Source organism: Enterobacter sp. H2G27 (genome assembly GCF_054403075.1).
On record NZ_JBSVSI010000001.1, the window covers coordinates 3,948,763 to 3,972,603 of the forward strand.

The 23,841-nt window shown below is 57.7% G+C and carries 14 protein-coding genes; 3 read left to right on the top strand and 11 right to left on the bottom strand.

Annotated elements, in window-relative coordinates; translation table 11 throughout:
* Positions 1-70: 70 nt before the first annotated feature.
* Positions 71-1,387: a gluconate transporter gene (gntT, locus tag ACW9E7_RS18885; RefSeq protein ID WP_024907902.1), complete on the top strand. Its 1,317-nt coding sequence runs from the start codon at positions 71-73 to the stop codon at positions 1,385-1,387.
* Between the two features lie 87 nt (positions 1,388-1,474).
* On the opposite strand, the gene malQ is transcribed toward gntT, so the two are convergent.
* Both malQ and malP read right to left on the bottom strand, forming a co-directional pair.
* Positions 1,475-3,553: a 4-alpha-glucanotransferase gene (malQ, locus tag ACW9E7_RS18890; protein ID WP_458728204.1), complete on the bottom strand. Its 2,079-nt coding sequence runs from the start codon at positions 3,551-3,553 to the stop codon at positions 1,475-1,477.
* A 9-nt stretch (positions 3,554-3,562) separates the two neighbouring features.
* The gene (gene malP, locus ACW9E7_RS18895; RefSeq protein WP_458728205.1) at positions 3,563-5,956 is read right to left on the bottom strand and encodes a maltodextrin phosphorylase; all 2,394 of its coding nucleotides are present in this window, start codon (positions 5,954-5,956) and stop codon (positions 3,563-3,565) included.
* 585 nt (positions 5,957-6,541) lie between these two features.
* Between malP and malT the strand changes: the two genes are divergently transcribed.
* Positions 6,542-9,247, top strand: a complete 2,706-nt coding sequence (gene malT, locus ACW9E7_RS18900) for an HTH-type transcriptional regulator MalT (RefSeq protein WP_008503059.1) — start codon at positions 6,542-6,544, stop codon at positions 9,245-9,247.
* Positions 9,248-9,308: 61 nt separating this feature from the next.
* Here malT and ACW9E7_RS18905 read toward each other — a convergent pair whose 3' ends face one another.
* The 3 genes from ACW9E7_RS18905 to glpE are packed head-to-tail and all read right to left on the bottom strand — an operon-like array spanning position 9,309 to position 11,294.
* Positions 9,309-10,067, bottom strand: a complete 759-nt coding sequence (locus ACW9E7_RS18905) for a DeoR/GlpR family transcriptional regulator (protein WP_008503060.1) — start codon at positions 10,065-10,067, stop codon at positions 9,309-9,311.
* 16 nt (positions 10,068-10,083) lie between these two features.
* Entirely contained in the window at positions 10,084-10,914 is an 831-nt protein-coding gene (glpG, locus tag ACW9E7_RS18910; protein WP_133295266.1) for a rhomboid family intramembrane serine protease GlpG, read from the bottom strand.
* A gap of 47 nt (positions 10,915-10,961) precedes the next feature.
* The gene (gene glpE, locus ACW9E7_RS18915; protein ID WP_115876843.1) at positions 10,962-11,294 is read right to left on the bottom strand and encodes a thiosulfate sulfurtransferase GlpE; all 333 of its coding nucleotides are present in this window, start codon (positions 11,292-11,294) and stop codon (positions 10,962-10,964) included.
* Between the two features lie 188 nt (positions 11,295-11,482).
* Here glpE and glpD point away from each other — a divergent pair, with 188 nt between their 5' ends.
* Positions 11,483-12,991 carry a glycerol-3-phosphate dehydrogenase gene (gene glpD / locus ACW9E7_RS18920; protein WP_136195950.1) on the top strand — a complete coding sequence of 503 codons (1,509 nt, stop codon included), beginning with the start codon at positions 11,483-11,485 and terminating at the stop codon, positions 12,989-12,991.
* 95 nt (positions 12,992-13,086) lie between these two features.
* Here glpD and glgP read toward each other — a convergent pair whose 3' ends face one another.
* From glgP to asd, 6 genes are all read right to left on the bottom strand, one after another.
* Entirely contained in the window at positions 13,087-15,534 is a 2,448-nt protein-coding gene (gene glgP, locus ACW9E7_RS18925; protein WP_133295268.1) for a glycogen phosphorylase, read from the bottom strand.
* A gap of 18 nt (positions 15,535-15,552) precedes the next feature.
* The gene (gene glgA, locus ACW9E7_RS18930; protein ID WP_008503065.1) at positions 15,553-16,986 is read right to left on the bottom strand and encodes a glycogen synthase GlgA; all 1,434 of its coding nucleotides are present in this window, start codon (positions 16,984-16,986) and stop codon (positions 15,553-15,555) included.
* Positions 16,986-18,281, bottom strand: coding sequence for a glucose-1-phosphate adenylyltransferase (gene glgC / locus ACW9E7_RS18935; RefSeq protein ID WP_008503066.1), 1,296 nt, complete (start codon positions 18,279-18,281; stop codon positions 16,986-16,988). Before glgC ends, glgA begins: the two co-directional genes overlap by 1 nt.
* A gap of 17 nt (positions 18,282-18,298) precedes the next feature.
* The gene (gene glgX / locus ACW9E7_RS18940; RefSeq protein WP_115876841.1) at positions 18,299-20,272 is read right to left on the bottom strand and encodes a glycogen debranching protein GlgX; all 1,974 of its coding nucleotides are present in this window, start codon (positions 20,270-20,272) and stop codon (positions 18,299-18,301) included.
* Entirely contained in the window at positions 20,269-22,455 is a 2,187-nt protein-coding gene (gene glgB, locus ACW9E7_RS18945; protein ID WP_133295269.1) for a 1,4-alpha-glucan branching enzyme, read from the bottom strand. The genes glgX and glgB overlap by 4 nt, the downstream gene beginning before the upstream one ends.
* Before the next feature lie 249 nt (positions 22,456-22,704).
* Entirely contained in the window at positions 22,705-23,808 is a 1,104-nt protein-coding gene (gene asd / locus ACW9E7_RS18950; protein ID WP_033146834.1) for an aspartate-semialdehyde dehydrogenase, read from the bottom strand.
* Between the last annotated feature and the right edge of the window lie 33 nt (positions 23,809-23,841).

Genomic DNA, 23,841 nt, shown 5'->3' on the forward strand with positions numbered 1-23,841 from the left:
AGTTGGGACAATCGGAATTTGTCGTTGAAACAATGACGTTACCCATAACAATTCAAAGGCCAGGTAAATCATGCCATTAGTCATCGTTGCTATCGGTGTTGTGTTATTACTGCTCTTGATGATCCGTTTCAAAATGAACGGATTTATCGCTCTGGTTCTGGTGGCACTTGCAGTCGGTCTGATGCAGGGGATGCCGCTGGTGAAAGTTATCAGCTCGATTAAAGCCGGTGTTGGCGGCACGCTCGGCAGCCTGGCGTTGATCATGGGCTTCGGCGCCATGCTCGGTAAAATGCTGGCGGACTGCGGGGGCGCGCAGCGTATTGCCACCACGCTTATCGACAAATTCGGTAAGAAGAACATTCAGTGGGCAGTGGTGTTAACCGGCTTTACCGTTGGTTTCGCGCTGTTCTATGAAGTGGGCTTCGTATTGATGCTGCCGCTGGTGTTCACCATTGCGGCTGCCGCGAGCATCCCGCTGCTGTATGTCGGCGTGCCAATGGCTGCGGCGCTGTCCGTGACCCACGGCTTCCTGCCGCCGCACCCGGGTCCAACCGCTATCGCGACCATCTTCCACGCGGATATGGGTAAAACTCTGCTGTTCGGTACGATTCTGGCGATCCCGACGGTGATTCTGGCCGGCCCGGTTTATGCCCGCTTCCTGAAAGGCATTGATAAGCCGATTCCGGAAGGTCTGTACAGCGCCAAAACCTTCACCGAAGAAGAGATGCCGGGCTTTGGCGTCAGCGTCTGGACCTCCCTGGTACCGGTGATCCTGATGGCGATGCGCGCCGTGGCGGAGATGATCCTGCCTAAAGGTCATGCGTTCCTGTCCGTGGCGGAATTCCTGGGTGACCCGGTGATGGCAACGCTGATTGCCGTGCTGATCGCGATGTTCACCTTCGGTTTGAACCGTGGCCGCTCCATGGATCAGATCAACGACACGCTGACCTCTTCAATCAAAATCATTGCCATGATGCTCCTGATCATCGGCGGTGGCGGTGCATTCAAGCAGGTTCTGGTCGACAGCGGCGTGGACAAATACATCGCCGCCATGATGCATGAAACCAACGTATCGCCGCTCCTGATGGCCTGGTCTATTGCCGCGGTTCTGCGTATTGCGCTGGGTTCAGCGACCGTTGCGGCGATCACCGCAGGCGGTATCGTTGCCCCGCTGATTGCGACCACGGGCGTAAGCCCTGAGCTGATGGTTATCGCCGTCGGTTCCGGTAGCGTGATTTTCTCTCACGTTAACGACCCGGGCTTCTGGCTGTTCAAGGAGTACTTCAACCTGACGATCGGTGAAACCATCAAGTCCTGGTCCGCGCTGGAAACCATTATTTCGGTGTGTGGTCTGGTCGGGGTGCTGCTGCTCAACATGGTGGTCTGATGCCCTAAGTCGGGTGGCGGCTACGCCTTACCCGACCTGCATGAGCACTGCCTGATAATAAAAAACCCGCCACTGGCGGGTTTTTTATTACTTCTTACCAGCAGCTTTTCGCCGCTTATCCAAATCCTTGATCAGCCTGTTCACCCCATCATCGGCAAACATCGCCTCAAGCGTGGTGGACAGCTTGCGACGCCAGTTCTTGTACTGATAGCTGGTGCCCGGGATGTTCACCGGCTCCGCCATATCAATCCAGTCTTCCGGCTGCAGCCCCAGCAGCGCGCTGTTGCTGTCGGCAATATAGCGCTGCAAACCGCGATTGAGGGTCGCGGTCATCGACATCAATGACGCTTTATGTCCCGCACGTTTCGGCAGACAGCCCTGCTTGTGCAGCGCATCCAGTAGCCCCTGTTTGGAAAGCTCGCGATCCTGATACAGGCCGTGTAACACCTCCTCATCAGGATACAGGCCCAGCGTTTTGCCAAGGGTCAGATCGCCGCTTTCCCAATAGCCACGAAGCGTAGGAAGGTCATGCGTCGTCGCGACTGCCATTGACTGTTCAGGGTACGCTTGCGGCGCGCGGAAGGTTTTCTCATGGTCGTTTTCAAAATAGAGCACTTTATAGGAGTAGACGCCGCTGTCGCGGAGCTTGCTGACAATTTCCACCGGCACGGTACCGAGATCTTCACCGATCACCATGCACTGATGGCGCTTGCTTTCCAGGGCCAGGATCGACAGCAGATCGTCAACCGGATACTGCACATACGCCCCGTGATCGGCTGTTTCACCGTATGGGATCCACCACAGACGCAGCACGGACATTACGTGGTCAATACGCAGCGCGCCGCAGTTCTGCATGTTAGCGCGCAGCAGGTCGATAAACGGCTCGTAAGCGCGCTCCGCCATGACGTGCGGATCCATAGGCGGCAATCCCCAGTTCTGGCCCAGCGGGCCAAGGATATCCGGCGGCGCGCCGACGGAGGCTTTCAGACAGTAAAGCTCACGGTCACACCAGGTTTCCGCGCCGCCTTCCGCCACGCCCACGGCCAGATCGCGGTACAGGCCAATCGGCATTTTATAGCCCTGGCTCACCTGCCAGCAGGCGGCAAACTGGCTATAAGCCAGCCACTGCAGCCACAGGTAGAAGTCCACTTCATCGGCATTTTTTTTACAGAACGCTTTCACTTCAGGCGTGTCGACGCTCTGATACGCTTCGGGCCAGACCGGCCAGCCCCAGCGCATTTCGTCCTCTTTTACCTGATATGCGTGCAGCGCATCGAACGCCGCCTGCCAGTACAGGCTCTCGCCCTCCTGCGTCACAAACTGGCGGAACGCGGCCATCTGCTCGTCATCGCGCTGCGAAAAGCCTTTCCACGCCAGGCGCAGCGCGGCCATTTTCAGCGCCGTGACGGTGGAATAGTCCACCCAGTCAGCTTCGCGCGCCTGCTTCAGCGCCTGCTGTGTGGTGCTGAGTTTCCACCACGCCTGCGCCTCCTGGCTGTTTTTGAAATCATCTAAGGCGTTAACGTCGATATAAATAACGTTCAGCCAGCGACGGGACGACGGACTATACGGGCTGGCGCTCTCCGGGTTGGCCGGATAGAGCGCGTGGATCGGGTTGAGACCGATAAACGCGCCGCCGCGCTCGCCCACGGATGCCAGCATCTTTTTCAGATCGCCAAAATCACCGATGCCCCAGTTGCTGTCGGAACGCAGAGTGTAGAGCTGCACGCAGGCGCCCCACAGCTTTTTGCCTTCAAGCAGCGCCTGCGGCTCGTAGCAGCGTTTTGGCGCGACGATCACCCGGCAGTGGAAACGCAGATCGTCCTGGGTGAGCGTTAAGGTGTGATACCCCTCCGGCAGCTTTGCCGGAAGGTTTAACGTTTTGCCACCGGTGGCGTGGCCTTTATGCTGATGCCCCTCTTCGGTGGTAAGAAGCCAGCTAAACTCGCCGCGCCCCTCCACCGCCAGCGGCATCTTTTTGCCTGCGGTGAATACCTTCACGTTCGGCACCGGAGCAGCCGACGCTTTCGCGTCGGTTTTGTGCATGGCATCCAGCAAACGTCTTTTGGTGTCCGCACCAATAGACTGCGGTTTGCCGTGCGCATTGATGTAACTGAGGCTAATTCCCGCCGCCTGCGCGGCACTGTCCAGACGTTTACTCTCCATCGCGCTTCCTTAGCGTTTTGCCTGCCAGATACGGGCCTGATAATCACGGATTGAGCGGTCAGAGCTGAACATACCGCAGCGGGCGGTATTCAGGATGCACGCGCGGGTCCACGCTTCCTGGTCGCGATACAGCACGTCGACCTGCTTTTGCGCTTCAACGTAGGCCGTGAAGTCCGCCATTACCAGATACGGGTCACCGCCGTGTTTGTCCATGCTGTGCAGCATCTGGTCAAACGCGTGCTTATCGCCGTCGCTGTATTTACCGCTCTCCAGCTCCTTCAGCACCGCATCGAGGACTTTGTCTTTCTTACGCCATTTCACCGGGTCATAGCCTTTGGCCTTGATGGCTTTCACCTCTTCCACGGTATGGCCGAAGATAAAGATGTTCTCTTCGCCCACCTTCTCGGCGATTTCGACGTTCGCCCCGTCGAGCGTGCCGACGGTCAGCGCGCCGTTCAGCGCCAGCTTCATGTTGCCGGTACCGGAGGCTTCTTTCCCTGCGGTTGAGATCTGCTCGGAGATATCCGCCGCCGGGATCAGCATTTCCGCCGCCGAGACGCAGTAATCCGGCAGGAACACCACCTTCAGCTTGTCGCCCACTTTCGGATCGCTGTTGATCGCCGCCGCTACTTTATTGATGGCGAGGATAATGTTTTTCGCCAGGTAGTAGCCCGGCGCCGCTTTCGCACCGAACAGGAACACGCGCGGCACGCGGTCGGCCTGCGGGTTCTCGCGGATCTCTTTGTACAGCGCCAGAATGTGCAGCAGGTTCAGATGCTGGCGTTTGTACTCGTGCAGACGTTTGATCTGGATATCGAATATGGCGTTCGGGTTGATCTCAATCCCGGTACGCACTTTCACAAACTCCGCCAGGCGAACCTTGTTCTCCAGCTTGATCGCCCGGTACTGCTCGCGGAATTTCGCGTCGTCAGCGTATTTTTCCAGGTTGATGAGCTGGTCCAGATCGTTGGCCCACTCTTTCTTCAGGGTCTTATCCAGCAGGCCGGCCAGCAGCGGGTTGCACTGCTTGATCCAGCGACGCGGCGTGATGCCGTTGGTCACGTTGTGGAATTTGGTTGGCCACAGCTGGTGGTATTCCGGGAAGAGATCTTTGACCACCAGATCCGAGTGCAGCGCCGCCACGCCATTCACCGCAAACCCGCTGACAACGCACATATTCGCCATGCGCACCTGCTTGTCGTGAACCACCGCCAGCTTCGCCCAGACCGACTTGTTGCCCGGCCAGGTTTTATCCACGAGCTTTTTAAACTGGTCGTTAATTTTGTTGATGATCTGCATGTGGCGCGGCAGCAGCGTTTTCACCAGCTTCTCATCCCAGCACTCAAGCGCTTCTGGCATCAGGGTGTGGTTGGTGTAGGCAAAGGTACGGCTGGTGATGGCCCAGGCGTCATCCCAGCTCAGCTGGTGCTCGTCGATCAGCACGCGCAGTAGCTCCGGGATGGCAATGGTCGGGTGCGTGTCGTTGAGCTGAATCACTTCAAAGTCCGGCAGCTGCTCCAGCTTGCGGCCCGCCAGGTGATGGCGACGCAGAATGTCCGCCACGGAGCAGGCGCACTGGAAGTACTGTTGCATCAGGCGCAGCTTTTTACCGGCCAGGTGGTTGTCGTTCGGGTAGAGGACTTTGGTCAGCTTCTCGGCATCGATGCCCTGCTGCTCGGCGCGCAGGAAATCGCCGTCGTTGAATTTGGTCAGGTTAAACGGATGCGCGTGCTTCGCCTGCCACAGACGCAGCGGCTGCGCCACGCCGTTACGGTAGCCAAGCACCGGCAGATCCCAGGCTTCGCCGGTGATGGTGAACGCCGGTTCCCAGAGACCCTGCTTTGTCACTTTCCCGCCAATGCCAACCTGTACGTCCAGCTGCGCGTTGTGGCGGAACCACGGATAGGTATTGCGATGCCAGTCGTCCGGCGCTTCCATCTGATGCCCGTCGGCAAACGACTGACGGAACAGGCCGTACTGATAGTTCAGACCATAGCCAATCGCCGACTGGCCGACGGTCGCCATGGAGTCCAGGAAGCAGGCCGCCAGGCGTCCCAGGCCGCCGTTGCCCAGCGCCGGGTCAATCTCTTCTTCCAGCAGGTCGGTCAGGTTAATGTCGTGTTCTTTAAGAACGTCACCGACCTCCTGATACCAGCCGAGGTTCAACAGGTTGTTGCCCGTCAGACGGCCAATCAGGAATTCCATTGAAATGTAGTTTACATGGCGCTGGCCTTTTACCGGGTTTGCCAGGGGTTGAGCATCCAGCTGCTCTGCGAGCGCACCGCTCACTGCCTGCCACCACTGGTGAGGCGTCATCTCGTTTGCAGCATGAAGGCCAAAACGCTGCCACTGACGCGTCAGGGCAGCCTGGAATTGAGCTTTGTTGAAAGTAGGCTGTGACATAGGGGATCGGCATCCTTTAGAAAGAAAACACAAGTTGGCGCTAGTGTGCCTGGCTCATTTCCCCTCTTCCTCCTCCTGTGGGGGATTAGACAGGGAGGAGTAACGGGGATGAGCATAAAAGTGTGATCGAGGCCACTCTCAGAGCATAGTTCGAGTGTGCCCGGAAGATAAAAAAGTAACCGAGGAGAATGTCAAAGAAATGAAATGCGGTTTCGGGTGAAATTAAACCCCGCCGAAATAATTACTTACGTAGAATAATATTTCGGCAATCGGGAAATCGCTAAGGAGATTATTAATCTCCCTTAACTTTACCAGAAGTATATTAAATTCGACGTCACTATCCCTTTCTGAAACCAGTTTCAGCGCAGCCGCAGCACAGCCATACAAGCCAGCATTGACGGGGCATCAAAGACCTTTTCAGAAAGTTCCCTCCTCTGCCTGAATGTTTTGTGACAGAGTGCAAATTCACAGCCACCAAATCCAGACATAACTTGCAATAGTTAACTTATTGGCCGACCTTATATCCATTAATTACGAAGCGCAAAAAAAATAAAATCTCTCGTTCCCCACAGTGAAGTGAAACCTATGTTGATTCCGTCTAAATTAAGTCGCCCAGTTCGCCTTGACCATACAGTGGTCCGCGAGCGTCTGTTGGCTAAACTTTCCGGCGCGCATAATTTCCGACTGGCGCTGGTTACGAGCCCTGCAGGTTATGGAAAAACAACGCTCATTTCGCAATGGGCCGCGGGTAAAAGCGATCTTGGCTGGTACTCTCTCGACGAGGGCGATAACCAGCAGGAGCGTTTTGCCAGCTATCTGATTGCCGCCATACAGCAAGCAACCCATGGACACTGCGTCGCCAGTGAGGTGATGGTGCAAAAGCGCCAGTACGCAAGCCTGTCCTCCCTTTTCTCTCAGCTGTTTATCGAACTGGCCGAATGGCATCGCCCGCTTTACGTGGTGATTGATGATTACCATCTCATCACTAACCCGGTAATTCATGAATCGATGCGTTTCTTCCTGCGCCATCAGCCGGAAAACCTGACCTTAGTCGTGCTGTCACGCAACCTGCCGCAGCTGGGTATTGCCAACCTGCGCGTGCGCGATCAGCTCCTGGAAGTGGGCAGCCAGCAGCTGGCCTTTACCCACCAGGAAGCGAAACAGTTCTTTGACTGCCGCCTGAACTCACCGATTGAGGCCGCCGAAAGCAGCCGCCTGTGTGATGACGTTGCCGGCTGGGCAACGGCGCTGCAGCTGATTGCCCTCTCAGCCCGGCAAAATAACAGTCCGGCACATCAGTCTGCGCGGCGCCTGGCGGGCATCAACGCCAGCCACCTTTCTGACTATCTCGTGGATGAGGTGCTGGACAGCGTCGATCCCTCAACGCGTAATTTCCTGCTGAAAAGCTCTCTGCTGCGCTCCATGAACGATGCGCTCATCGTGCGGGTGACGGGCTGTGAAAACGGCCAGCTGCAGCTCGAAGAGATTGAACGTCAGGGCCTTTTCCTGACGCGCATGGACGATCCGGGCGAGTGGTTTAGCTATCATCCGCTGTTTGGCAGCTTCCTGCGCCAGCGCTGTCAGTGGGAGCTGGCGGTTGAACTGCCGGAGATCCACCGCGCCGCTGCCGAAAGCTGGATGGCGCAAGGCTTCCCAAGCGAAGCCATCCACCACGCGCTGGCCGCCGGTGATGCCAGCATGCTGCGCGATATCCTCCTCAATCATGCGTGGGGCCTGTTTAACCACAGCGAGCTGACGCTGCTGGAAGAATCCCTCAAAGCCCTGCCGTGGGAAAGCCTGCTTGAGAATCCGCGTCTGGTGCTGCTGCAGGCCTGGCTGATGCAGAGCCAGCATCGCTACAGCGAAGTGAACACCCTGCTGGCGCGCGCCGAGCAGGAGATGGAAAGCGAAATGGATACCACCCTGCACGGCGAGTTCAACGCGCTGCGCGCTCAGGTGGCGATTAACGATGGCGACCCGGACGAAGCTGAACGGCTGGCGATGGTCGCGCTGGATGAACTGCCGCTTGCCAACTTCTACAGCCGTATCGTGGCGACCTCCGTGCACGGCGAAGTGCTGCACTGCAAAGGCGATCTCACGCGATCGCTTTCACTGATGCAGCAAACCGAACAGATGGCGCGTCGTCATGATGTCTGGCATTACGCCCTGTGGAGCCTGATCCAACAGAGCGAGATTTTATTCGCGCAGGGGTTCCTGCAGGCTGCCTGGGAAAACCAGGAAAAAGCGTTCCAGTTGATTCGTGAACAGCATCTGGAACAGCTGCCGATGCACGAGTTCCTGTTGCGTATTCGCGCCCAGCTGCTGTGGGCATGGTCGCGTCTGGATGAAGCGGAAAGCTGCGCCCGTCAGGGTGTGGATGTTCTTTCCAGCTTCCAGCCTCAGCAGCAGCTGCAGTGCCTGGCGCTGCTGGTGCAGTGCTCGCTGGCGCGCGGCGATCTCGACAACGCCCGCAACCATCTTAACCGCCTGGAAAACCTGCTCGGCAACGGCCAGTATCATAGCGACTGGGTGTCAAACGCCGACAAGGTCCGGGTGATTTACTGGCAGATGACCGGCGATAAAAAATCTGCCGCCAACTGGCTGCGCCAGACGCCAAAACCGGAATTTGCCAACAACCACTTCCTGCAGAGCCAGTGGCGCAACATTGCCCGCGCGCAGATCCTGCTCGGTGAATTAGAGCCCGCTGAGATTGTGCTGGAGGAGCTGAACGAGAACGCGCGCAGCCTGCGCCTGATGAGCGACCTGAACCGCAACCTGCTGCTGCAAAACCAGCTCTACTGGCAGGCGGGTCGTAAAAACGATGCCCAGCGCGTGCTGCTGGAGGCGCTGCAGCTGGCAAACCGCACCGGGTTTATCAGCCACTTTGTAATTGAAGGGGAAGTGATGGCGCAGCAGCTGCGCCAGCTGATTCAGCTCAACACGCTGCCGGAACTGGATCAGCATCGCGCCCAGCGCATTCTGCGCGAGATTAACCAGCATCATCGGCACAAGTTCGCGCATTTCGATGAGAACTTTGTTGAACGTCTGCTGAACCACCCGGAAGTGCCGGAACTTATCCGCACCAGCCCGCTCACCCAGCGCGAATGGCAGGTTCTGGGGCTGATTTATTCAGGCTACAGCAACGAGCAGATTGCCGGTGAGCTTGCGGTGGCGGCGACCACCATCAAAACGCATATCCGCAATCTGTACCAGAAGCTGGGCGTGGCGCATCGTCAGGATGCAGTACAGCATGCACAGCAGCTGTTGAAGATGATGGGGTACGGCGTTTAGATTTGTGCGGCCTGACGCCCTCACCCCGGCCCTCTCCCACAGGGAGAGGGAGAACGGCTTTTCAACACAACTCTAACTGCAAATTATTATCTTTAATTACCTGCATCACGCCCGCCGGCGGCATCACGTCGGTATAGACCGCATCCACCATGCTGATGCTGCCCATGTTCACCATCGCGTTACGGCCAAACTTGGAATGATCCACCACCAGCATCACGTGGCGTGAATTTTCAATAATCGCGCGCTTGGTGCGCACCTCGTGGTAATCAAACTCCAGCAGCGAGCCGTCGCTGTCGATACCGCTGATCCCCAGAATGCCGAAGTCGAGGCGGAACTGCGAGATAAAGTCGAGGGTCGCTTCGCCGATAATCCCGCCGTCGCGGCTGCGCAGCTCGCCGCCCGCGAGGATGATGCGGAAGTCGTCTTTCTGCATCAGGGTATTGGCCACGTTCAGGTTGTTGGTGACCACGCGCAGGTTCTCGTGATCCAGCAGCGCATGGGCGACCGCTTCCGGCGTGGTGCCGATATCAATAAACAGCGTCGCGCCGTTCGGGATCTGGCTGGCGACCTTGCGGGCAATGCGCTCTTTCTCTGCCGTCTGCGTCGCCTTACGGTCGTGCCAGGAGGTGTTGACCGAGCTGGACGGCAGCGCCGCGCCGCCGTGGTGGCGAAGAATACGGTTCTGATCGGCCAGGTCGTTCAGGTCACGACGGATGGTTTGTGGGCTGACGGCAAACTGCTCCACCAGCTCTTCGGTGCTGACGTATCCCTGTTTTTTTACCAGTTCGATAATGGCGTCATGACGTTGTGTTTGTTTCATCAATTATCCCTGAGAATTATGTTCGTTTTCGCGCATGGAGCGTGTCGGCAAAGGCCATCGCCAGCCCCACGGCCAGCCCGGCGACGTGCGCACCGTTGGCGATAGACATACCAAACAGATCAAACCATCCGGCAATTAGCCATATTAATGCAAAGGTTATTAATCCGCGTTGCAGATAGATGCCACTTTCCGGGTCGCGCTCCCCGCGAAGCCAGACGTAGCCCATCAGGGCATACACGACACCCGACAGCCCGCCGAACCATGGCCCGCTGAACTTGTGCTGCACGTAGCCACTTAACAGGGCGCTGATGATGGTGATAACGATCAGCTTGCCGCTGCCCAGACGCTTTTCAACGGCACCGCCGAGATACCACCACCAGAGCAGGTTAAAGAGGATATGCATCACCGAGAAATGCATCATCACGTGGCTAAAGTAGCGCCAGACGTCAAACTCAAGAGACGAGTCATAGGGCCACGCCAGGGCAATCATTACGCTCTGGTCGCCGACCACGTTCATGATAATGAAGACGATGATACAGGCCGCCATCAGCAGCAGCGTAAACGGGCCCGCGCGCTCGCGAATAGTGGCGAGGAAAGGAAAGCGGCTGTAGTGCAATCCGCTGCCGGTCTGGCCGGACTGCCAGCTGGCCGCCAGATAGCGCGGGTCGCCAGGGTTCTCAAGAAAACGCGCCAGCTCCTCGTTTACCCGTCCGGCCTGGCTCTCATCGGCCAGCCAGACGTCTGTCTGCGTATGTTGTTGAATAGTCAGAATAACGCCCTGCGTCGCCATATAGTCGACAAACGCCTGGGCGACACGCGGGTTAGTAAAAGAGGTGATCATCAACATGGGCAGCGGTCGCTTATTTCCACACAAAAGAGGACAGTATAGCGGGATCAGCGCTCAAAAGCGTATTCCACTTCCGCCGGGAAATGACGATGCCAGGCATCGAAACCACCGTCGACGCTGTAAACTGCGTCGTAACCCTGCTGAAGCAGATACTGCGCCGCGCCTTTGCTGCTGTTGCCGTGGTAACACATGACCATCACCGGCGTGTCGAAGTCGTTATCGCGCATAAACGCGCTCAGCGTGTCGTTGGTGAGATGGAACGCGCCCGGCGTATGGCCCATCGCAAAACTCTGCGGATCGCGGATGTCCACCAGCACCGCTTTTCCCTGGTGCATCTTCTGGTGGGCTTCTTCTACGTTAATACATTCAAACTGATCCATGGTGTTCTCTTTACAGTGGTCAACGACAAGATTTTACCCCGTAGTGTACGTCCTGGCGGCGGGTAAACGCCATTATGTTATCCATATCACTCTAAATTGTTTTTTTGATGTTACCAAAAGCGCGTTCCTTTGCTATTATGAGCGATATCGAACATTTCTGAGCTTTAACGAAAGTGCATGAGGGTGTTATGGAAACCAAAGATCTGATTGTGATAGGCGGTGGCATCAACGGTGCCGGTATTGCGGTCGATGCCGCAGGACGCGGTTTGTCCGTACTGATGCTGGAAGCTAACGATCTCGCCTGCGCGACGTCGTCCGCCAGCTCCAAACTGATTCACGGTGGCCTGCGCTACCTGGAACACTACGAATTCCGCCTGGTCAGTGAAGCGCTGGCCGAACGTGAAGTGCTGCTGAAAATGGCCCCGCATCTGGCGATTCCGATGCGCTTCCGCCTGCCCCATCGCCCGCATCTGCGTCCGGCGTGGATGATTCGCATCGGTCTGTTTATGTACGATCATCTGGGTAAACGCACCAGCCTCCCGGGTTCGAAAGGGTTGCGTTTTGGCTCAGAATCGGTCCTTAAGCCGGAAATCGTGCGCGGATTCGAATATTCCGACTGCTGGGTGGATGATGCCCGCCTGGTACTGGCGAATGCGCAGATGGTTGAGAAGAAAGGTGGCGAGGTGAAAACCCGCACCCGCGCAACCGCTGCCCGTCGTGAAAATGGCCTGTGGATTGTGGAAGCGGAAGACATTGATACCGGCGAGAAATTCAGCTGGAAAGCGCGCGGCCTGGTGAACGCTACCGGCCCGTGGGTGAAGCAGTTCTTCGACGACGGCATGCATCTGCCTTCTCCATACGGCATTCGCCTAATCAAAGGCAGCCACATTGTGGTGCCGCGCGTGCATACCCAGAAGCAGGCTTACATCCTGCAGAACGAAGACAAGCGCATCGTGTTTGTGATCCCGTGGATGGACGAATTCTCGATCATCGGTACTACCGACGTGGAGTACAAAGGCGATCCGAAGAACGTCGAGATCGACGAGAGCGAAGTGAACTACCTGCTCAAAGTGTATAACGCGCACTTTAAGAAACAGCTGTCGCGCGACGACGTTGTCTGGACCTACTCCGGCGTGCGTCCGCTGTGCGATGACGAATCTGACTCACCGCAGGCCATTACCCGCGACTATACGCTCGATATTCACGACGTTGACGGTCAGGCGCCGCTGCTTTCCGTGTTTGGCGGTAAGCTCACTACCTACCGCAAGCTGGCCGAGCACGCGCTGGAAAAACTGGCGCCGTACTATAAAGGCATTGGCCCGGCATGGACCAAGGGCGCGGTACTGCCCGGCGGTGATATCGGCGATAACCGCGATGATTACGCCGCGAAGCTGCGCCGTCGGTTCCCGTTCATCACCGAAGGAATGGCGCGCCACTATGCCCGCACTTACGGCAGCAATACCGAGCTGATTCTGGGCGATGCGAAGGACATGGCGGATCTGGGCGAGCATTTCGGCCACGAGCTGTACGAAGCCGAACTGCGTTACCTGGTTGAGCACGAGTGGGTGCGTCGTCTGGACGATGCTATCTGGCGCCGTACCAAGGAAGGGATGTGGCTCAACGCCGAGCAGCAGTCTCGCGTGGCGCAGTGGTTACTGCAAAATGCGGGGAAGCGTGAGCTGTCGCTGGCGTCGTAATACGACCGGTGCGGACTGATGCCCTCACCCTGCCCCTCTCCCACAGGGAGAGGGAACAAACACTAAAAACGGCAACCGAGGTTGCCGTTTTGCTTTTACAATCTCACCGGATCAATATGCCAGATCGTCTCGGCATACTCCTTGATGGTCCGGTCTGACGAGAAATAGCCCATATTGGCGATGTTGTACATCGCGGCGCTGGTCCACTTCTCCTGCTGACGGTACAGCTCGTCAACCTTATCCTGACAGTCCACGTAGCTGCGATAATCCGCCAGCACCTGGTAGTGATCGCCAAAGTTAATCAGCGAATCCACCAGATCGCGATAGCGGCTCGGTTCATCCGGGCTAAACACGCCGGTCGCGATCTGCGTCAGCACCTGACGCAACTCTTCATCCTCTTCGTAATATTGACGCGGCGAGTAGCCTTTCCTGCGAAGCGCCTCCACCTCTTCCGTCGTGTTACCGAAGATGAAGATATTTTCTTCGCCCACGTGCTCCAGCATCTCGACGTTCGCCCCGTCCAGCGTGCCGATGGTCAGCGCGCCGTTGAGGGCAAACTTCATATTACTGGTACCCGATGCTTCAGTACCCGCCGTCGAAATCTGTTCAGAGAGATCCGCCGCCGGGATGATCAGCTGCGCAAGGCTGACGCTGTAGTTCGGAATGAACACCACCTTCAGCTTGTCGCCAATGTCCGGATCCTGGTTAACCACCTTCGCCACGTCGTTGATGAGATGAATAATGTGCTTCGCCATGTAGTAGGCGGAAGCCGCCTTACCGGCGAAGATCTTCACGCGCGGCACCCATTCGGCCGTTGGATCGGCCTTGATGCGGTTGTAATGGGTGATCACGTGCAGCACGTTCATCAGCTGACGCTTGTATTCGTGGATGCGTTTGATCTGCACGTCGAACAGCGCTTTCGGGTTAGCGACCACGTTGAGGTGCATCGCCAGCCAGACCGCCAGACGCTTTTTGTTCAGCAGCTTGGCTTCGCGTACGGCTTTGTTCACCGTCGGGAAATCAATATGCTGTTCCAGCTCGCTCAGCTGGCTCAAATCGGTACGCCAGGTGCGGCCGATATTCTCGTCCAGCACCTCAGAGAGCGGCTGGTTGGCCAGCGCCAGCCAGCGGCGCGGCGTGACGCCGTTGGTCACGTTGCAGAACCGCGTCGGGAAGATCTTCGCGAAGTCCGCAAACAGAGACTGCACCATCAGGTTCGAGTGGAGCTCGGACACGCCGTTGACCTTGTGGCTGATGACAACCGCCAGCCAGGCCATGCGCACGCGACGACCGTTCGACTCATCAATGATGGACGCACGGCTCAGCAGGCCGGTATCGTTCGGATACTGCTCCTGCAGCGTCTTGAGGAAGTAGTCGTTAATCTCAAAGATAATCTGCAGGTGGCGCGGCAGGATTTTACCGAGCATGTCCACCGGCCACGTCTCCAGCGCTTCGCTCATCAGCGTGTGGTTGGTGTACGAGAACACCTGGCAGGTCACCTCAAAGGCGTCATCCCAGCTGAACTTATGCTCGTCGATCAGCAGGCGCATCAGTTCCGGAATAGAGAGCACCGGGTGGGTGTCGTTAAGGTGGATCGCGGTTTTCTCCGCCAGGTTGGCGTAGGTTTTGTGCAGCTGATGGTGGCGGCTGAGGATGTCCTGAATGGTAGCCGAAACGAGGAAATACTCCTGACGCAGGCGCAGCTCGCGACCCGAGTAGGTCGAGTCATCCGGGTACAGCACGCGGGACACGTTCTCGGAGTGGTTTTTATCCTCCACCGCCGCGAAGTAGTCACCCTGGTTAAATTTACCGAGGTTAATTTCGCTACTGGCCTGGGCACTCCACAGGCGCAGCGTGTTGGTGGCGTCGGTATCGTAGCCGGGGATAATCTGGTCGTAGGCCACGGCCAGGATCTCTTCCGTTTCCACCCAGCGGGATTTTTTCCCTTCCTGCTGGATACGCCCGCCAAAGCGCACCTTGTAACGCGTGTTGTGGCGCTTGAATTCCCACGGGTTGCCGTACTCCAGCCAGTAGTCCGGCGACTCTTTCTGACGCCCGTCGACGATGTTCTGTTTGAACATACCGTAGTCGTAGCGAATACCGTAGCCGCGGCCCGGCAGCGCCAGCGTCGCCAGCGAGTCGAGGAAGCAGGCGGCGAGACGCCCCAGACCGCCGTTGCCGAGGCCCGGGTCGTTCTCTTCGTCGATCAGTTCTTCTAAATCTAACCCCATCTCTTCGAGTGCGGTTTTGACATCGTCATAAATACCGAGCGACAGCAGCGCGTTGGACAGCGTGCGGCCAATCAAAAATTCCATCGACAGGTAGTAAACCTGACGCGTCTCCTGCGAAAGCTGGGCGCGGTTTGAGCGCAGCCAGCGTTCAACCAGGCGGTCACGCACCGCAAACAGGGTGGCGTTCAGCCACTCGTGCTTGTTGGCTATAACCGGATCTTTCCCGATGGTGAACATCAGCTTGTAGGCGATGGAGTGCTTTAACGCCTCAACGCTGAGCGTGGGTGAAGAGTAGCTAAATGGAGCGTTCATATCAGTAACTTCGCCTCGTTACATCAAGCGTTGATAGAGATCGCGGTATGACTGCGCCGCGACGTGCCAGCTAAAGTCCATGGACATCGCCTGACGCTGAACGTAACGCCAGAGTGATGGACGGGACCACAAGACGAAAGCACGCCGAATCGCCCGAAGCAGCGACCAGGCATTACTGTCCTCAAAGACAAACCCGCTGGCGATACCGTCCGCCAGATTTTCCAGAGAGCTGTCGGATACGGTATCCGCCAGTCCGCCCGTGCGGCGCACCAGCGGCAGCGTGCCGTATTTCAGACCATAAAGCTGCGTCAGGCCGCAGGGTTCGAAACGGCTTGGCACCAGAATGACGTCCGCGCCGCCCATAATTCGGTGCGAGAACGCCTCGTGGTAGCCAATCTGCACGCCCACCTGCCCCGGGTGTTCCGCAGCGGCGGCAAGGAAACCTTCCTGCAGCACCGGATCGCCCGCGCCGAGCAGCGCCAGCTGTCCGCCCTGCTCCAGTAAACCGGGCAGCGCCTCCAGCACCAGATCCAGCCCTTTCTGGCTGGTCAGGCGGCTCACGACGGCGAACAGCGGCACTTTGTCGTTCACCTTCAGGCCCATCGCAATCTGCAGCTGGCGTTTGTTTTCCGCTTTGTCTTCCACGGAATCACGGCCATAGCGCGCCGCCAGCAGGAGATCGGTTTCCGGGCTCCAGATCTGTTCATCCACGCCGTTCAGAATACCCGACAGGCGGCCTTCGCGATGGCGCTGCTGCAGCAACCCTTCCATGCCGTAGCCAAACGCCGGCTGGGTGATCTCACGCGCGTAGGTCGGGCTCACCGCCGTGATGTGATCGGCGTAGTACAGCCCCGCCTTCAGGAACGAGATCTGCCCGTTAAACTCCAGACCGTGCATGTTAAAGAACGACCATGGCAGATCGATGTCATTCATGTGATGGGCGTAGTACATCCCCTGATAGGCAAGGTTATGCACGGTAAAGACCGATTTCGCCGGGTGGCCGCGCGCGGCGAGATACGCCGGGGCAAGCCCGGCGTGCCAGTCGTGCGCGTGCACCACATCCGGACGCCAGAACGGATCCAGCCCCGTCGCCATTTCTGCTCCAACCCAGCCGAGCAGCGCAAAGCGCAGCACGTTGTCGGTGTAGGCGAACAGGTTCGTATCGTGATACGGGCTGCCCGGGCGATCGTATAAGTGCGGCGCGTCGATCAGGTAAATCCCTACGCCATTGTAATGTCCAAACAGCAGGGTAATGCGTCCGGCAAACGTTTCACGGCGGGTCACCACTTTTGCATCGGGTATACCGCGCCGGATATCCGGAAAGGCGGGCAGCAGGACTCGGGTATCCACGCCTCCGGCGATTTGCGCCGCCGGTAATGCGCCAAGCACATCTGCCAGTCCGCCCGTTTTTAATAACGGGAACATCTCAGAACATACGTGTAAAACCTGCATCATCGCTCCTGTTTGATCTGCAGCTTCCGCAACATTTCCCGTGTGACTAACACGATCCCCTCTTCCGAACGGTAGAAACGACGCGCGTCTTCTTCCGCATTCTCCCCAATGACCATCCCTTCAGGGATGACGCAGGCACGGTCGATCACGCAACGACGCAGACGACACGAGCGCCCTACCCAGACATCCGGCAACAAGACTGCCGAATCGATATTACAGAATGAATTTATCCGCACGCGCGGGAACAACACCGACTGCACCACGACCGAACCGGAGATAATGCACCCGCCGGACACCAGCGAGTTCAGCGTCATACCGTGGCTGCCGGAGCGGTCCTGCACGAATTTGGCCGGCGGTAGCGACTCCATATGGGTACGAATCGGCCAGTTCTGGTCATACATATCCAGTTCAGGCGTGACCGATGCCAGATCGAGGTTCGCTTTCCAGTAAGCTTCCAGCGTTCCCACATCGCGCCAGTAGGGTTCCGCATTCGGATCGGACTGTACGCAGGACAGCGGGAATGGATGTGCATACGCCATGCCAGCTTTCGTGATTTTCGGAATGATGTCTTTACCGAAGTCGTGGCTGGAGTTTTCGTCTTTGTCGTCTTCTTCCAGCAGCTCATAAAGATAATCTGCGTCAAAGACATAGATCCCCATGCTGGCGAGCGATTTGGTGTCATCGCCCGGCATCGTTGGCGGGTTCGCCGGTTTTTCAACGAAGTCGATAATTTTGTCGTCGGCATCCACGTGCATGACGCCAAACGCCGTCGCTTCGGCAACGGGCACAGGCAGACACGCCACGGTGCAGCGCGCCCCTTTTTCGACGTGGTCGATCAGCATGTGGGAGTAATCTTGCTTGTAGATGTGGTCCCCGGCGAGGATCACGATGTATTCCGCGTTATAGCGACGAATAATGTCGAGGTTCTGGGTCACCGCATCCGCCGTACCGCGGTACCAGTTCTCGCCGTGAACGCGCTGCTGAGCAGGAAGGAGATCGACAAACTCGTTCATCTCTTCGCTGAAGAATGACCAGCCGCGCTGGATATGCTGAACCAGCGTGTGCGACTGATACTGCGTAATGACGCCGATGCGGCGAATGCCCGAGTTCAGACAGTTGGAGAGCGCAAAGTCGATGATGCGGAACTTACCACCAAAGTGAACAGCCGGTTTGGCGCGCTTGATGGTCAAATCTTTCAGACGGGTACCACGCCCACCCGCAAGGATCAGGGCAACCGTTTTTAATGGTAGCTGGCGTGCCAACATTAAGGGATCGTTCTTCTCTAATCTAACCATGACTAACTCCTTTTTTATCATCTTTGGAATACGCACACTCCGTGCGCAGGCCCGTGCCAGACAGCCATTACTACCGGATTATCCGCTCCGGCAAAGGGGGGAACGGCGCGCCACTCCCCGTCAGGTAAAACAATCTCTGCGACGTCATCCGTCGCGTTCAGCGTGACCAGCCATTTATCCGACAGCAGGATTTGCAGGCGTGGTACGCCGTGTTGCCACTCTTGCGCGCTTAACGGTTGCGCGTCTTTATTCAGCCAGCGAACGTTGCCGTCACCCTCTTCCCACCAGCTGTTGGCGGTCAGCGCGGGGATCTGCTGGCGAAGATGGATCAGCGCAGCGGTGAAATGAATCAGCCCGCTGTTGGCTTCCCCCCAGTCGAGCCAGGTTAAGGTGTTGTCCTGGCAATACGCATTGTTATTACCGTGCTGGCTGTGACCATGCTCATCGCCTGCCAGCAGCATCGGCGTGCCCTGCGACAGTAAAAGCGTTGTCAGCAGCGCATGAACGCTGGCGCGTCGCCGCTCGATGACGTCGAGGCTTCCGCCTAACCCTTCTATACCATGATTAAAGCTATGGTTATTGTTAGTGCCATCGCGATTCTCTTCGCCGTTTGCCTCATTGTGTTTCTGATTGAAACAAACGCAGTCCCTGAGCGTAAAACCGTCGTGCGCCGTCAACAGGTTGACGGTAGCCGACGGGCGTTTGCCGTCGCGCTTAAAGAGATCGCTCGACGCGGCAAAGCGCCCGGCAAATTCCCCCAGCGACAGATTGCGTTCCAGCCAGAAGCGGCGCACGGCGTCGCGGTAGTGATCGTTCCACTCGGCAAACAGCGGCGGGAAATTCCCGACCTGATAACCGCCTTCGCCAATGTCCCACGGCTCGGCAATGAGCTTCACCTGCGAGAGCACCGGACAGTTTTTTATCGCCTCGAACAGCGGCGCCTGCCGGCTGAACGCCGGCGTGCGCCCCATCACGGGCGCCAGGTCGAAACGAAAACCGTCGACGTGGAACGTCTCCACCCAGTATTTCAGGCATTCATACGCAAAATGCGTGACCGCCGGATGGCTGAGGTTGAGCGTGTTACCGCAGCCGGTCCAGTTCTCATAATCGCCATCCTGCCTGATCCAATAATAGCTACGGTTATCAATTCCGCGCATGGAGAGCGTCGGACCGTCGAGATCGCTTTCTGCACTGTGGTTGAGCACCACGTCCAGAATGACCTCAATGCCCGCCGCGTGGAGAGCCTTCACCGCATCGCGGAACTCGTCCCGCGCTTTTTCCGGATGGACGGCATAGCGCGGCTCGAGCGCGAACATCGCCAGCGGGTTGTAGCCCCAGTAGTTGCTGAGCCCCAGCCGCTGCAGGCGCGGCTCGCTGGCAAAATGGGCAACGGGAAGCAGTTCCAGGGCGGTGATACCGAGATGTTTCAGGTAGGCGATCATGGTGGGATGCCCGAGCGCCTTATAGGTGCCGCGCATCTCTTTGGGGATCGACGGGTGCAGGTACGTCAGCCCTTTAACGTGGGCTTCATAAATGACGGTATTGCCCCACGGCGTGTGCGGCGGGGCATCGTCTTCCCAGTCATAAAGATCGTTCACCACCACGCTTTTTGGCGCGACGGGCGCGCTGTCGCGGTGGTCGGGCTCGCCGTAGCCCACGTGGAAGAGCGGGTCATCTTTAAATTCGCCGTCCACGCGGTGCGCGCACGGGTCAATCAGCAGCTTCGCCGGGTTAAACCAGTGACCCTGCGCCGGATCCCACGGACCATGTACGCGAAAGCCATAGTGCATGCCTGGCCGTCCTCCGGCCAGGTAGCCGTGCCAGGTATCCCCCGTGCGCGCGGGTAAATCGTAACGGTGCTCGTTACCTTCCCCGTCAAACACGCACAGTTCAACCCGCTCGGCGTGAGCGGAAAAGAGGGTGAAATTGACACCCTTTCCGTCAAAACGCGCCCCGAGCGGTTCGGGTTTACCTGCCGTAAGCTGCGTCATTCGCCCTCCCGCATCAGCCAGATGGTGCCAAGCGGCGGCAGCGTCAGGCTCAGGGAGTTGGGTCGCCCGTGGCTTTCTATGGCGTCACTCTGTACCAGCCCGCCGTTACCGGCGTTGCTGCCGTGGTAGTGCATCGAATCGGTATTCAGAATTTCACGCCATTTGCCCGGCTGGTTAATGCCGAAGCGGTAGTGTTCGCGCGGCACCGGGGTGAAGTTGCTGGCGACGATGATCTCGTTACCGGCCTTGTCACGACGCACAAAGACAAACACCGAGCGCTCATGGTCGTCCACCACCAGCCACTCAAAGCCGTACGGATCGAAGTCCAGCTCGTGCAGCGCTTTGTGGTGGCGATAGGTCAGGTTCAGATCGCGCACCAGACGCTGCACCCCGTGGTGCCAGTTGTCGCCGCCTTCCAGCAGATGCCAGTCGAGGCTGGCGTCGTGGTTCCACTCGCGACCCTGAGCGAACTCATTGCCCATGAACAGCAGTTTCTTACCCGGGAAGGCAAACATCCAGCCGTAATAGGCGCGCAGGTTGGCAAACTTCTGCCACGCGTCGCCCGGCATGCGGTCGAGAATGGATTTTTTGCCGTGCACCACCTCATCGTGCGACAGCGGCAGCATGAAGTTTTCGGTGTAGTTGTAGAGCATCCCGAACGTCAGCTTATCGTGATGATACTTACGGTGAACCGGATCCAGCTTCATATAGTCGAGCGTGTCGTGCATCCAGCCCAGGTTCCACTTATACCAGAACCCCAGGCCGCCCAATGACGGCGGACGGGAGACGCCCGCAAAGTCGGTCGACTCTTCCGCCATGGTCACGGCACCGTCCACCTGCTCGCCGATAATGCGGTTGGTATTGCGCAGGAACTCAATGGCTTCCAGGTTTTCGCGGCCGCCAAACTCGTTCGGGATCCACTCCCCCTCTTTGCGGCTGTAGTCGCGGTAGATCATCGACGCCACCGCATCGACGCGCAGGGCATCAATGCCAAACCGCTCGATCCAGTACAGGGCATTCCCGACCAGGTAGTTTGAGACCTCACGGCGACCGTAGTTGTAGATCAGCGTATTCCAGTCCTGGTGATAGCCTTCGCGCGGATCGCTGTGCTCGTACAGCTTCGTACCGTCAAATTCTGCCAGCGCGAAATCATCCGCAGGGAAATGGCCCGGCACCCAGTCGAGGATGACGTTCAGCCCGGCGGCGTGCGCGGCATCAATGAAATAGCGGAAGTCGTCGCGCGTGCCGAAGCGGCGCGTTGGCGCATACAGCCCGGTGGGCTGATAGCCCCAGCTGCCGTCGAACGGGTGTTCATTGACCGGGAGCAGCTCAAGGTGAGTAAAGCCCATCCATTTGGCGTACGGCACCAGCTGGTCGGCAAGCTCCCGGTAGCTCAGCCAGAAGTTGTTATCGGTGTGGCGGCGCCAGGAGCCGAGATGAACTTCATAGACGGAGATCGGCGCATCAAAGCGGTTGGCCTGTTTACGCTCTTCCGTCTGGACGACCTTCTCAGGCAGGCCGCAAATCAACGACGCGGTATCCGGGCGCATCTGCGCTTCGAAGGCATACGGGTCGGCTTTAATGCGTAGCTTGCCGTTGGCGTCGATCATCTCGAATTTATAAAGCTGCCCGGGGTGCGCCCCGGGGATAAACAGCTCCCAGATGCCGGTTTCCCGGCGCAGGCGCATCGGGTGTCGGCGACCGTCCCAGTAGTTGAACTGGCCTACAACGGAGACGCGCTGGGCGTTAGGCGCCCACACGGCGAACCGCGTGCCGGTAATGCCATCCATGGTATCGGCATGGGCACCCAGCGTTTCATAAGGGCGAAGATGCGTTCCTTCGGAGAGCAGCCAGGCGTCCATCTCTTTTAAGAGCGGACCAAAGCTGTAAGGATCGTCAATCAGGTTTTGCTGACCGTGCCAGAGAACGGCGAGCTGATAGCGAAAAGGGTTTTTACGACGGGGCATTACGCCCGAGAAGAAGCCACGCGAATCGAGGCATTCAAGATTACCAACCTTGCGGCCAGTTTTGGGTTCAATCACCCAGACTTCTGTGGCATCCGGTAATAGCGCCCGAACTTCCAGACCCGCCTCAGTACGATGCATCCCAAGCACAGAAAAGGGGTCAGCGAAATGACCCGCAATAAGCGCATTAATCACGTCTCTATCCACACGATCGGACATGGTATTCATCCTGTTTTTTATGTCGTCCTTTTTAAGCGCTCCGGGACGACTTTTAATGTGACCTGAACGGGACAGCACAAAAATGTGCATCCATTCTGCTCCGTTCGAACCTCAGGTAAGAAATGACTCTTCCTTAAAGCATAGCCAACGCTCTAGATGACTCCTGATAAAAAATAAGACATACGCGTGTTACTCCGTGTAGTACGCAAAAAAAAGGGGTGAAAATCACCCCCGGTAGTTAACAAATTATTACGCCAGCTGGCGCAGCATGCGGCGCAGCGGCTCGGCGGCGCCCCAAAGGAGCTGGTCACCGACGGTGAACGCGGAGAGATACTCCGGCCCCATGTTCAGCTTGCGCAGACGGCCAACCGGCGTGGTCAGCGTGCCGGTAACGGCAGCCGGGGTCAGCTCGCGCATGGTGATATCACGATCGTTTGGCACCACTTTCGCCCATGGGTTATGCGCGGCCAGCAGTTCTTCCACGGTCGGAATAGACACATCTTTTTTTAGTTTAATGGTGAAGGCCTGGCTGTGGCAGCGCAGCGCGCCGATACGCACGCACAGACCGTCAACCGGAATGGTGTTCGCGGTCGCGAGGATTTTGTTGGTCTCTGCCTGGCCCTTCCACTCTTCGCGGGTCTGGCCGTTATCAAGCTGTTTGTCGATCCACGGGATCAGACCGCCGGCCAGCGGTACGCCAAAGTTATCCACCGGCAGCTCGCCGCTGCGGGTCAGCTGGGTGACCTTACGCTCGATATCCAGAATAGCGGATGCCGGGTTTGCCAGCTCGGTCGCAACGCTCTGGTGCAGCTGGCCCATCTGGGTCAGCAGCTCGCGCATATGGCGCGCGCCGCCGCCGGACGCGGCCTGGTAGGTCGCCACGGAGACCCACTCCACCAGATCCTGAGCGAACAGGCCACCGAGGGACATCAGCATCAGGCTGACGGTGCAGTTGCCGCCAACAAAAGTTTTTACGCCGTTGTTCAGGCCATCGGTGATCACGCCCTGGTTCACCGGGTCGAGAATAATGATGGCATCATCTTTCATGCGCAGCGAAGAAGCCGCGTCAATCCAGTAGCCCTGCCAGCCGCTTTCACGCAGCTTTGGATAGATTTCGTTGGTATAATCGCCGCCCTGGCACGTCACAATAATGTCGAGTGCCTTCAGCGCTTCCAGATCGTAAGCATCCTGCAACGTGCCTGTGGTACCACCAAAGGACGGAGCAGCCTGGCCGAGCTGGGAAGTGGAGAAGAAGACCGGGCGGATAGCGTCGAAATCGCGCTCTTCAACCATGCGTTGCATGAGTACAGAGCCGACCATACCGCGCCAGCCGATAAAACCAACGTTTTTCATAGCATTTTTTTCCTGCTGAGGGTGTGTGCTGAT